Raw genomic sequence first — 15,383 nt, forward strand, 5'->3', positions numbered from 1 at the left:
GTGCTCATGAAGAAATCTAGTCCGATGTCGAAGATATATGAATCACTGATTTTGAAAATGCTGCCGAAGCCACGCCGCGAACGCGTCTTCCTGTATTGCGCCAGCCGCAAGAGCCACCACGGCCTCGACGGCATCCGGGGCGCTGACCTGCACACGGGTTCCATTCAGCCGAAGGAAAAGAATGCAGCAGCTCCAGGCTGTCCGCTTGTTGGCGTCATTGAAGGGATGATTACGCGCAATGTCATAAGCATAGGCGGCCGCCAGAGTTGCGGTGTCCGGTCGAGGCGCCTCAGCATAGTGCCATCGGTTTTCGGCGCGAGCTAACGCGCTGTGCAGCAGGTTCTCGTTTTTGAGACCATGTGTCCCACCATATTCCTTCAGAGCCTGATCGTGCATGAACAGCACCGCATCAGGTTCCAGAAACTCAGGCAGATCCGGCATCAACGCTTGGCCAGTTCCTGAAGAACGTCAGCCTGCTCACGTAGCGTCTCGCGCGCCATCTGCATCTGGCGTTCAAGCTTGAGATTGCGCTTCACGAGCTTGATTCCGTCGGCCATTTCTACCAGCGTGAGTTCCTGCCCGATTTCCAGGCCAAGACGGATACGTGTTTCTGCTGGAAGGGTAACACCGACAGAATTACCCTGTTTGCGAACGACGACGGTTTCCATGGGCTTAGCTCCGTATTACGTGTCGTAATACGTAACAGGGGCGTATCCGGGGTGGCAAGCCCAAATATCCCCTTACAGCCAGCCTGTACGGATTACATAAACGATCCTGCTCAGAACACGCCAGTCATCTACGCGTGGCTGTAGCGGGCCGCATAATTTGGAACCCAAAAAATACCGCCTTAGTCTCGACGTGCGCGCTTATTAATGCCTCTTAAAGAGGTCTTAATAGGCCTCTAACAATCAGTGACAGGCTGAGATACCTCTGCCGGAAATGGATACGGCGGCAGCGGCCTGAACTGCCGTAGCGGTCGTCCAGCCGCAGCATCCAAATCATGGACGATCAACAGAGCAACATCATTGGGGAGCCTAGGGAATGCCTGCACGATAATGATACAGCACGGCTTCAATAAACTGACGACATGCCTGATGCCTGAGCAGCAAGAGAATGTTAAATGGTCTTGCGTGGTTTTTCTACGTGATTGGCTGCGTTATGTTTTCGCTAATCATTGTCCCGCTTAAACTTCTGGGGGTGGCCTACCGTCCTTTTGGGTGTTTGAAAAATAGTGCCTTTAACGTAAGAAAATCCTACAAAAACTTTTTAGTATAAATTATATTTTTAGGTAATTTAGATTTTTTCGAAACAACCTATAATGGAAAAAGAAGAGGACTTTTTCAATAAAGACAAAGTCCTCTCATATTTTATTTCACATAAGGCGTTAAGCGGAACGTTTCTGCATCTCAGAACCTGTTTCTGATGGAAGCAGATAAGGGCCTGCCGCACGCAGTGTTATGGAGAGAATACCCATTTCACCACGGGCTAGATGATTACCAAGAGGAAGTTCGGCATTGCCATTCGTCCAGGCACAATCTGTCCAATCGGTATCATGCCAACCTTCGGGCTTTTGGGCTTGAAGATGAGACGTGATATCGAAATGCTGGTTGGCGCACTGCAAACGCACATCTGTAACAGCAACACCCATATAACGGCGATCATCTACAAATGGGCCAATCACATCAGATGGACGGCTGGCGCGAGAAACAATACGTACTGATTGTGTATCAGATGGCAGCATAAAGCTATACTGATGCGCTGTTTTGCGCATTGGCCATACAATAGTGCCTGTGTTTGTTACTAAGCGTAAGTCTGGATCATGGGTGAGTTCCATACCTTCTGTTGAGGTATGAGCACCGATGATACTATTTTCACGGCGTTCAATGGCATGATAGAGAGGCTCCACAAAGGATCGCTCAACACCCAGAGGCGCACAGGCATCATCTTCCCAGTTTTTAACCGAACCAAACAAGGTAATGACCTTACCTTCCTGACGAAAAGAAGAACGATTTCCTGTATCTAGATAGCTTTCTGTGAGCGCCCCATCAGCGGTGATTACGGAATGCTGTTCTGTTTCCACGTGATAGTAATCGTAAGAGGTGATGGATTTATCATAAAAAATCGATACACCGTTTACCAGCATACGAGCTGGCACAAATCTATCTTTCAAAAACAGGCAATGTTCCGGAGTGATAAGCATATCCTTGTAAGGCACGCCGTCGGCAATGGCTCCCTTTAGAATACGAACAGGCCAACCCGCTTCATCATCATGAAGTTCTGGCCGTACAACAGCACGGGCTTTGCCTACCCAGACAACTTTACGTACAATATTTTTGTTATTTTTCCAGTCAAAGGTAATAACTTCATCACCAATCTGGATATTTTCAACGGCCACATCACCATCACATGTGTGGATCATGCTTCCGGGAAGGAAGCAGTTTAATGTGCCAGTATTACTTTCCCAAGTGATTTTTGTTACATCCGCACCTGGTGCCATTCCAAGTGTAGGAATAAGAACTTTATCTGCCGTTTCATCATATACTTGGAATAGAGAGCCTGTGCTGGCAGGATTATCTCTTATGTAAACGCTATGCGCGTTGCCCTCATCACTTATAAGAGACCCAAATGTTATCATATCATTATCAGAAAAATTGACAACACTTGAAGGTGCATCCAGTCCTGTTAGATACAGTGCGTTTGCATATACACCATCGTTTGTTGGTGAAAATGAGATGGGTGTAGATACATTGCCTTGAAGAGTAGAGCCTTGGGCAATCAAAATTGTTCCACCAGAAATATTTCCAGAAGAAATCAAATATGTCCCATTAACAGTCGTTACAGCATCTGGAGGAACTGTAACATCACCATTTACGATTAAATTTGTTCTCCGATATTGGGCATTTCGTGATCCATTTAGCGATACATCCCCATCCCCATTAATCGTTAAACTCGCAATGGTAGATGACCCTCCACTAGGCAGAGTAATGGAGAGAGAATCGCCTATTGCGCCTGAATTAATGACAACATCTGATGATGCTGTAGGAACACCATTATCCCAATTATTAGCATCATTCCAATTGCTGTTTCCTGCGGCGCCAGTCCACGTATCTGTTGTGTTAGCCATAATATATCCTTTCTCAAAATACCTGTTCTAGGATTAAACATGTACTCAAAGAATTAACAACAAAAAAATGTTATCTCAAACAAAACAATTCAAAATTAAATATGTCAGGGGTAAGCGCGCAATAAGAATCCTTTTGGAAATTCATGAAGAGGTGTGTTTTTCCGCGAAGCGCGTGGTGTCTTTAGTAGGATCTATGCTCTGCTGAATATGGTGCGTTTGATCATCTTTAATCGACTGTTTGATCTGTGATGTTTTCTTCCTGTTTCTGGAGTGGGGTGAGTAAAAAAGATTCTCTCTAATCGCGAAGGTCATGTCGGTGGAACAGCTATGGATAACCATCTGTTTATCGAAGTTATGCTGTCCCGAGGTCTTCATCGTTGATTAGGTTTATGACGCAGATTTACCTATGAAAAATTTGAAAGCCGGCGGATCACATGGGGTATTCCTCCACAGAAAACCGTATCTATTCATGAACAATTCGTTGTTTAATTTATAAAAAATGAAACATCATCGAACGACTCTTCGCCGGACTGAAGCACATCAGAGGCATTGCAACTCGTCTCCGCTGTCATCGAGCTAACTGACGATATGTTCTTGAGATACCAAAATATTTCACCATAAAATATCAAACAAAATTATAAAGTTTGTATTTACCAAATAATAATAGTTGATCAACGTCAAACATAATATGTAGAGTAAAAATTGAGATTCTTATTAATTTTAAGAGAAGGGTAAGAGTAAAATGTCTGATCAAGATGGCCTTTTATATAGCAGTTATAATTCAGGGTTTAAGGCATATACCCAGAATAAGGGTACGCTTTCCAACGGAGCAACAGCATCAGGTACTGTAAGTGGCGGTACAGCTTATCTGCAAGTTCTTGGAACACAGAATACTATTACTTCCGCAACAGCAGATTATATGGGGGTTTTGTTAGCCTCTAATGGTGGCGTTATTAATAATGCCAATCTTCTTTCTGGAGGTGCTGCCGTTGCTGCAGGAAATGGGACTTTAAGCGGTGCTGTTGTGTCATCTGGTGGCGGTATTGAAGTCACGCAGAACGGGACGGTCATAGATCCGACAGTTCTTGCTGGTGGCGTGGTTGCTGCGGGTGATTTTACGGCTAAAGGGCAAACATTTCCTGCAGGCGGCACAATTTCTGGCGGAACCTTCGCATTTGATTCGACGGAAATGATCAGAAACGGGAGTGCTGTTGGAGGTAAATTTGATGGCACCCAGCTTGTTTTGTCTGGTGGTACAGCAACAAATGGGTTGTTTGATGCTGGGTCTACTCAGATTGTAGGTGGATATCTTTATTCTGCCGCAGATAGCAGTGGCGGTACAACTATTGCGGTAGGAAATGTCCAATCTAATGCCAATTGGGTGGCTCAAAGTGGCGCAATAGCAAATGGCGCAACCATTAATGCTGGAGCAAATGCTTATATCCTTCACGGCGGTGTTGCTTCTGGCGGTACTGTTGCTGGTGTTGAGCATGTTGAATCTGGTGGCACAACTATTGGTGTGCTTGTAAGTGGCGGCACAGAAATTGTTGATAGTGGTGGTTTAACATCACAAACAACTATTGAATCTGGTGGCACCGAACTTGTGAATGTTGGCGGTAGTGCTGTTAATACTACTATCGCAGATGGTGGTTTGCTGGATATTGATGGCGGCACGGCAACTTCTTCCATTCTGACGGGAAGCAATTCCCAAATGCTTGTGGAAAGTGGTGGGTCGGCAGTTTATACGAGTGCGCTATCAGGTGGTACAATTACAGATAATAATGGTAATCTTATAAGCGCTTGGGTAGAAAATGGTGCTGTCGTAAATATTGAAAATAGCGGATACGCTTCAGCTATAAATCTGATTTCTGGTGGTATTGGGCATGTAAGCAGCGGTGGTACAGTGCTGGGTGCCAATATTAATGCTGGCTCTATCATGGATGTGAGCAGCAGCCTGGTATCTGGTGCTGTTGTAAGCGGTAATCACTCAGAATTGCAGGCCAATGCTGGTGCGCTCATTGAAGATGCTGTTGTTAATTCGTATGGCGTCATCAATGTCAGCAACGGAGCTGTGCTGAGTGGCATAACTGTTTCTGCCGGTGGTTCTGCAAATCTGCTAGATGGTTCCATTCTTTCTGGAACTATGTTGCTAGCCAATGGTGGTTTTGCAACTATTACCACCGCCACAGGTGGCGCAGTTGACTTGCAGGGCAATACCAATGTCGGTTTGGTAATTTCGGGAACAGGCAATCCAACTACCGTTATCAGTGGGTTCTCTGGAACGGCTGCAGGTAATTCGGATGGGATTACATTGGCTGGTGTGAAGGCAGCCGATATTGTTCATGTAGATTACCCAGATGCTAATCATGTAACTTTCACACTGGCTGATAAGTCAGAAGTTACGTTGAACATTATTGGTGTTGGAAATTTTGGTTACAGTCTGGAAACAGACGGCAATGGTGATCTTATTTATGAAGTGTGCTTCCTTGCCGGATCAATGGTTGCCACGCCTGATGGGGAACGAGCTGTTGAAACAATGCAGGTTGGCGATCTGGTAACCGCATACGATTGGCAGAATAACACTTACGTTAATCGTCCTGTTGTTTGGGTTGGAAGAAAGCACAAGCAGATAAAACAGGGTGTGCCTGTTGACTTGGCTGGTTATCCAGTACGTGTCTGTGCAAATGCGATTGCAGATGGCGTTCCTTATAAAGATCTGTTGGTCACGCCAGAACATTGCTTGTTCTTTGATGGAAAGTTCATTCCAGCACGTATGTTGGTAAATGGGCAAAGCATCATTTATGACATAAACATTTCTTCGTATGATTACTATCATGTGGAAACAGAAGAACATTCTGTTCTTACTGTAGATGGTATCTATACAGAAAGTTATCTGGATACCGGAAATCGCCGTACGTTCCGTCAGGATGGTAATCTTGCTGTCATTCGAAACACGCAGCGTAGTTGGGAAAATGATGCAGCTGCACCGCTTGTCGTGGCGCGGGACGTTGTGGAACCTCTCTATAATAAAGTTGTTTCACGATGTGACAGCCTTCCTTCAAAGCAGCGGACGTTTACGAATGATCCGCGCCTTCATTTAGAAACGGAAACTGGTGCACATATTTGGCCAATTTCTGCCAAAGACAATGTATATACCTTCATGTTGTCATCCAGAATTACCCGGGTGAATATTGTTTCCAGAACGCAGCGGCCATCTGACACTATCGGTCCTTTTGTGGATGACCGTCGCCATCTGGGTGTGTTGATTGGGAATATGCATTTGGGTAGTGTGAAGCAGACACGCAACCTAAATGTGCATCTACAAGATACTCCGCTGATCGGTTGGAATGATTATGAACATACCGATAGTCGCTGGACAGATGGGTGTGCAGAGCTTGTTCTCCCAGAAGAAGGTAAAGGTGGCTTTAGAATACTGAGCATTGAAGTGCTGTCCGCAGGTCCGTATCTTCTTGCTGATGATATGGAAAATGCTGTTGATCAAGCATTTAAAAAGCTCGCCTGAAGCTTAGCTTCTGGGTAGTTTGAAAGTCTCTCGTTGTACAAAAATGTATAACGGGAGACTTTCTTGTTTAAGGATCGAAGAGCCTGATGTTTGAAGAGTTTTTGCTACAATCTCACAAATCCTTTGACGACAAGCATGTTTTGTTCGAAGGGTTTTCTCGCTCTTGGCGTATGAGAGAGTTTCTGGTAGATGTTAAAAAAGTAGCACATGCTCTTGCTGGGATAAGAGAACAGGCACCTAGTATTGTTGGCATTAAATGCCGTAATTTTTATCACCATTGGTTGGTTATATTCGCCCTTGATCAATTAGGAATAGCATCAGCGTCGCTCCCTAATGATACAGGGGTTACTTTTCATGAAAATTTTAATATTATTCAGCCTGATTTGATGCTGTGTGATGAAGTATTGTCAGCGTATCGGGTGAAAAATATTCTCATTAATGAGAGGTGGTTTTCTGATATTCTTTCCAAGGGAGGAGTTTTTTTAGATAGATATAAAAATACATCTTTTGCACGTGTATCTGTTGCTTCAGGAACAGGTGTTACCGCTGAAAAAATCGGTGCTACTGCAGAATATATAATCCAAAATATAAACAATATTCTACACTCAAATTTATTATCATTTTCCTACAAAAAAGGAGAGAAAAAGCCACAACTTATTTCTTGTATTGGGTTTGATATTTTAACCGGTTTTCAAATTATCATGGCAGCGATGGTTGCTGGTGTAACGGTTGAAATAACAGATCGCACACATATAGCAACTGTTTTGGCTAGAAACACGCCGTTAGTATTGATCTTATCTCCTTTGCATCTCGAGTATGTTATTGGAATTTTATCTCCACTTTCTACCGCACGCGATAATCTGAATATTATTATCGTTGGTGGTAGCTTACCCAAGCAATTGCGGAAGATAACAACACAAAAATTAACAAAAAAAATTCATGTTGTTTATGGAACAGAGGAAACTGGCTTAGTCGCTGTTCAAAACGATAAATTAGATTGGAGCATGAATAGTGTTGGTTCTGTCTTGCCATGGGTGGAGGTGGAAGTTGTTGATGAAAATGGACATATTTTGGCTGAGGGACAAGAAGGAAGTGTTCGGATAAAAAGTAGTTCTGTTTTGCCGCCCCAGTTTTTTTTAGGACCTAAAGCGGGAGAAAAGTTTCAGAATGGTTGGTTTTATCCTGGAGATAGAGGGTATTTGAAATCTTCCAATAGAGAGTTGTTTATAACAGGACGTTATGATGATCTTGTTTCTTTTGGTGGAGACAAATTTGATCTGCGTCTTTTGGACGATATTGTAAAATCTTTCTCTCCTATAATTGATGGTAGTGTTTTTCCTGTTCCAGATCAGAATGGTATTCTGAAGCCCTATGTCGCTGTTGTTTGTGAAGATAACTTCGATGGAGATGAGCTTTCACGAAAAATGCATGAAAAATATGAGAATCTTCCGAGTATTACGTTAATATGGGTTAATGAAATTCCTCGTTTGTCGGATGGGCGCCCTAATAGGAAACTAATGACAGACAGTATATCAGAGACATTAAAAAAGTAATTCTGTATAGAAATATTACTTTTAGGGTATTGAAAAATGAAAGCGCAGCAGGAATTCGCAATTATTTCTACGGGACTCCGTTTCCCAAAAAATATCTGCTCTTTGCAGGAGTTCTGGAAATTTCTATGCGAGCAAGGAGATGCAACGCAGGAAGTTCCTGCTGACCGCTGGGATATTAAAAGATTTTTTGATGCTGATTATGATACGCCCGGAAAATCATATATGCGTCGAGGAGCCTTTCTTGAGCAGGCACTAGGGTATTTTGAACCACGCGTTTTTAGTATTTCCCCGCGTGAAGCAGCCTTAATGGATCCTCAGCAACGTCTGCTGCTTGAGGTTTGTTGGGAAGCCTTTGAACGTGCCCGTATTGTTCCGTCTAATCTGCGCGGCAAAAATGTAGGCGTTTTTATAGGGTCTTTTTCTCTGGACTGGCTGGTAAGTTGTGGCAGCCCTTTTAACAGAAGTGCGATCAAAGATCATTTTTCGACAACAGCGGCTTCAGCCACAATGTTATCCGCGCGCTTGGCGCATGTTTTCGGATTGCGTGGTCCTTGCCTGACACTAGATACAGCTTGTTCATCTTCTATGGTCGCCATTCATAATGCCTGTTTATCTCTAGCAGCACATGACTGTGATATGGCTGTGGCTGGCGGTGTTAATTATATGGTGAATCCACAAGCCGCTATGCCCATGTCAAAAGGACATTTCTTGGCTAAGGATGGGCGTTCAAAAAGTTTTGATGAAAAAGCAGATGGTTATGGCCGAGGGGAAGGAGCCGGTATCCTTCTTATTAAGCGGCTAGAGGATGCTCTTGAAGCGAAAGATCCAATATTAGCTGTAATTTCTGCAAGCGGTGTTAATCATGATGGAGGAGAAACATCCTTAACACTTCCCAATGGTAAAGCGCAGAAAGAACTGATTGAAAGCGTAATTGCAAAGGCAAAAATTGCTCCAGATCAAATTGATTACGTGGAGGCTCATGGAACAGGAACACCTGTTGGAGACCCCATAGAAACGTTTGCAATCTCTCAGGCTATCGCCTCTAAAAGGAGCGCAGACCAGCCTCTTGTTATAGGAGCTGTTAAGGCGAATATAGGCCATTTAGAAGCATCAGCTGGTGTGGCTGGTATAATGAAGGTTATTACCTGTTTGCAAAATAGGCGTGTACCATCTCAAGCTAACCTAAAAAATATAAATCCAAATATAAAAGAAAAAGAGTGGAATTTAAAAATACCTATGGAGAAAGAAATTTCTCTCTCCAATAAAGAAGTTTTATATGCAGGTGTCAATTCTTTTGGATATGGTGGCACAAATTCTATAGCCATTATTAGAAGTTTATCTGATGAAGAGCGGAATGCTGTATGTGATGTAGAAAAATGTGAACTACCTATTCTTAAAAAACATTTATTGTTTTTATCCTCTCCAAGTGACGGAGGATTGCATTTATCGGCAGAAGTTTATGCAAAATATTTATCTGAAAATGACTCTGTCGAACTTTCCGACATTTGTTACTCTGTTGCTCAGACAAGAACAGTTTTTCAATACAGACATATTTTTATGGGCGAGACGCATCAGGAATTATTAGAAAATATTTGTAAATTTGTTAAAAATAAAGAGAATATAAAATTAGAAAAATCATCAATTTTACAAAAAAATGGGCCTGTTTTAGTTTTTTCTGGAATGGGTTCTCAGTGGGATGGAATGGTCAGCAGTATTTGTTCAGAACTGCGGCCAAGTGTGAAAAAAATAATTAATCAGTTCGATGATTTTTTTAAGCAAAAATCAGGATGGTCTTTGCTTGCTAAATTAACTGATGAAAATATTAATATCCATAAGACTGAAATTGCACAACCTGCAATATGCTTAGTACAAATTGCAATATGGGAAAGTCTAAAACTCTGCGGTGTTCAGCCCTCAGCTGTTGTTGGGCATAGTGTAGGAGAAGTCGCAGCCGCTTATTGTGCCGGTGCGCTAAGCTTACAGGATACAGCTGAAATTATTTATATCCGCAGTCAATTACAAGGGCGTTTATCCGGGCAGGGTATGATGCTTGCTGTTGGATGTAATCGTAATGATGTTGAAAAGTTTATAAAGCAAGAAAAACTACATGTTTCTTTAGCTGCAATTAATAGTTCATCATCATGCACAGTATCTGGTAACAAGAATGACATTGAGAAAATAGAAGTATTTTATAAAAATAAAGGCGTTTTTGTAAGATTTTTGAAAGTTGATGTTCCATATCATAGTTACGCGATGGAACAAATACGAGAAGATATGCTCTCAGACCTTTCTGATATTAAGCCTTGTTCACCTATATTGCCAATATATTCAACAGTGACAGGTGACGCTTGGGAGAATGAGATGAGTCACGACGCATCTTATTGGTACCTAGGGCCTGTTAGAGCTTGATCCAGTCTGCTGCGGCAGCGATGTGGATGACCGCGAGGAACGACGTTGCTGTTTTTTCATATCTGGTTGCGACAGCGCGCCACTCCTTGAGGCGAGCCCAGAGGTTCTCAACGAGATGCCGACACCGATAGGCCCATTTGGGGCAGGCGACCGGGCCATCGCGTCGTTTCGCAGGAATGGCTGGCCGTGCTCCCATGTCCCATATCCGTTCACGCATGGCGTTCGACGCGTAGCCCTTGTCCGCTACTACCCACAGGGGAGTGGCGGGAAGGCTGTCGAGCATGGCTGGTGCCAGAGGCAGTTCATGAGCCTGTCCAGGGGCCAGCGCAAAACCGAAGGCTTTTCCATGTCCATCAGCGATCACGCAGACTTTTGTGCCATAGCCACCGCGAGAGCGGCCAAGTGCTTCACGATGGTCTCGCTCTTCGAAAGAGGCCCCTTTTTTTGGGCTCCCGCCGCTTTGTGGTGAGCCCTGATGTTTGTGCCATCCAGAAAAGTCATTCCGAATGCCACTCCCTGTTGTTCCTGAACCAGTGCGAGCAGCCGCTCCCATACGCCGAGCTTCGCCCAGCGGATGAAAAGCTGCGCAGCCCGCCACCACGGACCCAGTTCAGCGGGGATACTCCGCCATTTCGCGCCATTCTCATGACGCCAGAAAATCGCTGCTATCGTCCGCCGCAGATCATGTGGCGGCGTCTTGCCCCTCGGGCGAACCTCCTCAATCAGAGGTTCCCAGATCGCCCATGTCTCGTCCGTAAAGGTGCCTGTTCTGTCTCCTTCTTCCATCCCTACAATATGGGAAGAAATTCAAGATCTAACAGGCCCTAAATGCGAGGCAGCCTGTTGAATTCAAAAATGCAATACAAGCTATTCTTAATAATAATATAAGTCAGATTTTTCTAGAAGTTGGTCCACATTCTGTTCTTTCTCCATCATTAAAAGACATATCCTCTGAATCAGACAAAGAAATAAAAACTGTCTACTCAGGGAGAAGAAATAGTACACCTTCCAACTGGTTGGAAATGTGTCTTGCACGTTTAGCTGTGGCTGGGTGTTGTCTGAATTGGAAATTACTGACTGGAGGAGTGCTTGTTGATCTTCCGACTTACCGTTGGAATAGAGAGTTCTTCTGGTCAGAATGTCTGGAAGGGCGTGAAGATCGCTTAGGGGCAAATATACACCCAATCCTAGGCGCAGCTTTGAGAGCACCTTACCCAGCATGGCAGGCTATGGTAAATGTTAATTACATGACATGGTTAGATGATCATGTAATCGAAGGTCATGTTGTTTTTCCCGGCGCAGCATATATTGAAGGAGCTTTGGCGTTAGGTTTTGTTTTGAAAGAAAGAGAAGGGATATTGCTACAGAATTTTAATATTTCTTCTCCGTTAATTATTGAAAAAGGCAAAGAATTTGAAATTGAATGGATTTATAATAGATCTAGTAATTTATTAACGGTATCTAGTAAAGTTTCGAATATAGATGACGATTCTGCTGATCACTGGTCACAACATATGAATGTTGAGATAGTGGCATCTCCTATTTGGGCAGACAATTTAAAAATTGATTTTTCTCAAGTGGAATGGAAAGAATTTTCACCCGAGAATTTTTATTCTAAACTAGAAAACCTTAGTTTACTGTATGGAGTTCAGTTTCAGACCGTAAAATCTGTAGGGCAATTAAACAAAAAAATAGTAGGAAAAATAGAGCTTTCTCCTTGTAGCCTCCAAGAGGTAAATGATTACCATATACATCCTGCTCTTTTAGATGGAGCATTCCAGTTACTTGCTGTAGCAGTAAATGAATATCCAGAATTTTCTGAAAATTCTTATATCCCTACTGTAGCAGATCGTATTTTTTATTATGGAAAAAAAGTAACACAGCTTATTTGTTGTCTTACTATTGAGGAAATTTCCTCAAGACGCATTGTATCAAATATACAATTATACGACGAAAATGGCTTCTGTGTAATGTCTATACAAGGGCTTGTATGTAAAGCCCTCCCTAAAGTGAGCATTGAAAGCAAATTTGAAAAACTTCTCTATAAAACTGAGTGGCAAGAAGTTAGTTTGCCGCCTATGGTGATGGAAACTGAGAAAATTGTATTAATTGGACAGGAACAAAATACATTACCATTCTCTACGATTTTAGAAAAAAAATTCATCGATAATATTTGTATAAGTGATGAGAAAATACAAGAAATAAATAATATTGATTATAACAATTGTAAAAGAGTTGTTGTTTTTTGTCCACAAGGGGACGAAAATTGTATTAGTCATTCTCTCTTACATATTGTGCAGATCATTCGAAATTTAAAGCTATTTCCAGCTTCTCAGGATCAAATGCGCCTATGTGCTGTTATTCCAGAAGAACAAGATACTTTAATGAGTGCAGGCTATAAAGGTCTGTTTCGTGGAATTGAACTTGAACGTCCTGACCTTAAATTGAAAATTATCAGACAGAAGAAAGAATATACTAGTCAGTCTTGGCAAGACCTATGTGCAGAAATTCTTTCTGATGATTTAGAAGACGAAGTCCTTATTCGAAATAATAAACGTTATCTTCCCCGGATTGTTCCATTTAAATTGAATAATAAAAAGCAAGGAAAGATATTAATTACAAAAGATAATATGGGAATATTAAAAGTCTCTGCTAACGGGGCTTTAGATAGAATGTTTTATGAGGTGTATCCAAAACGTTTGCCAGAGCAAGGGGAGGTAATGTGTAAAATTCTTGCATCTGGAATAAATTTCAAAGATGTACTTAAAGCCATGAATTTGCTTCCTGAAATTGTTGTTGATGGAACATTTTATGGTGATTCATTGGGTATGGAAGCCGTAATAGAAGTGGTTGCTTTGGGGGGGAGATGTAACAATCTACAGGTTGGGAAAAAATACATTGCTGCTTTTCCGCAAACCTTTGCAACACACTGCTACCTTCGGGAAGAAGACGTTCCTTTTATTGTCGAATTGCCAGATAATTTTGATCCGCTACAAGCTGCTAGTTTGCCTGTTGCATTTTTAACTGCATGGTATGCTTTACATGAGCTTGCTCATATACAGGCCGGAGAAACTGTTCTTATTCATTCCGCTAGTGGTGGAGTAGGCTTAGCAGCTATTCAAATTGCAAAATTGAGAGGATCTCGAATTTTTGCCACCGCAGGGAGTGAAGAAAAAAGAGAATATTTACGAAGTATTGGTTGTGAATATGTTTGGTCATCAAGGACTTTAGAGTTTTCGGAAGAAATTTTACATATCACCAAAGGAAAAGGTGTTGATGTAGTTCTGAATTCTCTGTCTGGAGAGTTTCTTGTTGCAACATTGCGTTGTTTAGCAAGTTTTGGCAGATTTGTAGAAATAGGAAAAAGAGATATTATTGAGCGTAATGCTCTTCCTATGGTTCCATTTAACAATAACTTATCATTTTTCTCTGTAGATTTGGATCGGATGTTATTGGAACGTCCGCAACTCATTAAGAATATGATGCAGGAAATGCAAAAACTTATGGGGGAAGGAATAATTCAACCATTACCTCTTTCTGTTTATCCAGCTCATCAAACTATTGATGCATTTCGTTTTCTTGCTAGTACCAAGCATATAGGTAAAGTAGTAATTGATTACCAAAATTTGAGAGATCTAGAAGGATATGCTGCTCTTGGTAAGATTCCGCAAATACTGCCTGATGCATCTTATTTAATTACAGGGGCTTTTGGTGGTTTAGGCTTAGAGACCGCTCAGTGGTTGATAGATTCTGGCGCACGTCATCTTATTTTAAATGGAAGAACTCCTTCCGATAACGAAGTGGTGCAATATAGGCTTCAATCATGGGAAGCGCTTGGCGTGAATATTTATGAAGCATATTTTGATATAGCGAGCGAAGATAAGGTTACTAAAAATCTCTCTTATTTTGAAAAAAATGTACCTGAAATAAAAGGGATTTTTCATTGTGCATGTGTTTTTCATGATTCTTTAATCGAAAATATCACCCTTGAAAGCCTGGATAGCGTTTTAAAAGCAAAGGCATTAGGGGGGCGTATTCTAGATTCTGTGACACGCCATCTTAACTTGGATTTTTTTGTTTTATTCTCATCAGTTACAACAACTCTCGGCAATATTGGACAAAGTGCATACATTGCTGCCAATACGATTCTGAATCAGATTGCGATGGAGAGAAGGAAAGCTGGATTGCCAGCAATGGCTCTCCAGCTAGGACCTATCGGTGACGTTGGAATTTTATCTAGAAACCAAAAGGCTGCTGATACTTTGATGGCGGCTGGAATGAAACTTCTAAATATCCAAAATGTTTTACAATTTTTGCCAACTCTTACTGTTAGTGGTGTTCATGATATGTTTGTTACAGATATAGATTGGGAGCAGTGGTTAAGAGTTGTTCCTTTGGCAGCACAGCTCTCTCGTTTTTCTGCAATGCATCATCTTTCTAAGAATAGTGATTTTTCTAGCGAAACGCTTTTGGCTTTCTGGAATCTTCCAGATGTTGAAAAATTACCATTTATGGTTCATCGCATGCAGATTATGATAGGGAACATTTTACATCAGAACGCAGATGAAATTGACGTTGATGCTAAGCTAGCCTCTTTGGGGTTAGATTCTCTAGCCGCTGTTGAGTTACAGACTGCTATTAAAATGGAGTTTGGTCTTGAAGTTTCTATGATGTTACTGGGGCAGGATGATACTATTAGAAGTCTCGTGAAAAAGTTCTATGATCAGTTACTTGTCAAAATGTCGGCAAAGAAGACTGAAGAAAACGCATAAAA

The 15,383-nt window shown here is 42.0% G+C and carries 8 protein-coding genes; 4 read left to right on the forward strand and 4 right to left on the reverse strand.

From position 1 onward, the window contains the following. Positions 1-42: 42 nt before the first annotated feature. From DS739_RS01800 to DS739_RS01810, 3 genes are all read right to left on the reverse strand, one after another. Positions 43-441 (reverse strand): type II toxin-antitoxin system death-on-curing family toxin, encoded by a 399-nt coding sequence (locus DS739_RS01800; protein ID WP_035351273.1) that lies wholly within the window; start codon positions 439-441, stop codon positions 43-45. Further along, a complete protein-coding gene (locus DS739_RS01805; RefSeq protein ID WP_006116887.1) occupies positions 441-668 on the reverse strand; it encodes an AbrB/MazE/SpoVT family DNA-binding domain-containing protein in 228 nt (75 codons plus the stop codon). The genes DS739_RS01800 and DS739_RS01805 overlap by 1 nt, the downstream gene beginning before the upstream one ends. A 716-nt stretch (positions 669-1,384) precedes the next feature. Continuing rightward, positions 1,385-3,124 (reverse strand): Hint domain-containing protein, encoded by a 1,740-nt coding sequence (locus tag DS739_RS01810; RefSeq protein WP_006116888.1) that lies wholly within the window; start codon positions 3,122-3,124, stop codon positions 1,385-1,387. 742 nt (positions 3,125-3,866) lie between these two features. Between DS739_RS01810 and DS739_RS01820 the strand changes: the two genes are divergently transcribed. The 3 genes from DS739_RS01820 to DS739_RS01830 all read left to right on the forward strand — a co-directional run bounded on the left by DS739_RS01820 (position 3,867) and on the right by DS739_RS01830 (position 10,609). Further along, the gene (locus DS739_RS01820; protein ID WP_006116889.1) at positions 3,867-6,647 is read left to right on the forward strand and encodes a Hint domain-containing protein; all 2,781 of its coding nucleotides are present in this window, start codon (positions 3,867-3,869) and stop codon (positions 6,645-6,647) included. Positions 6,648-6,733: 86 nt separating this feature from the next. Next, positions 6,734-8,200: a class I adenylate-forming enzyme family protein gene (locus tag DS739_RS01825; RefSeq protein ID WP_006116890.1), complete on the forward strand. Its 1,467-nt coding sequence runs from the start codon at positions 6,734-6,736 to the stop codon at positions 8,198-8,200. Between the two features lie 36 nt (positions 8,201-8,236). Beyond that, entirely contained in the window at positions 8,237-10,609 is a 2,373-nt protein-coding gene (locus tag DS739_RS01830; protein ID WP_006116891.1) for a type I polyketide synthase, read from the forward strand. Here the strand turns inward: DS739_RS01830 and DS739_RS01835 are convergent. Beyond that, a protein-coding gene (locus tag DS739_RS01835; protein WP_197051022.1) for an IS5 family transposase occupies positions 10,599-11,395 on the reverse strand; the annotation gives its coding sequence in 2 pieces (ribosomal slippage) (positions 10,599-11,056 and positions 11,056-11,395; 798 coding nt in all). The genes DS739_RS01830 and DS739_RS01835 overlap by 11 nt on opposite strands. A 299-nt stretch (positions 11,396-11,694) precedes the next feature. Here DS739_RS01835 and DS739_RS01840 point away from each other — a divergent pair. Continuing rightward, the gene (locus tag DS739_RS01840) at positions 11,695-15,381 is read left to right on the forward strand and encodes an SDR family NAD(P)-dependent oxidoreductase (protein ID WP_162784331.1); all 3,687 of its coding nucleotides are present in this window, start codon (positions 11,695-11,697) and stop codon (positions 15,379-15,381) included. Positions 15,382-15,383: the final 2 nt, after the last annotated feature.

The sequence above is a fragment of the Acetobacter sp. JWB genome, from assembly GCF_003323795.1.
Classification (GTDB): Bacteria; Pseudomonadota; Alphaproteobacteria; order Acetobacterales; family Acetobacteraceae; genus Acetobacter; species Acetobacter oryzifermentans.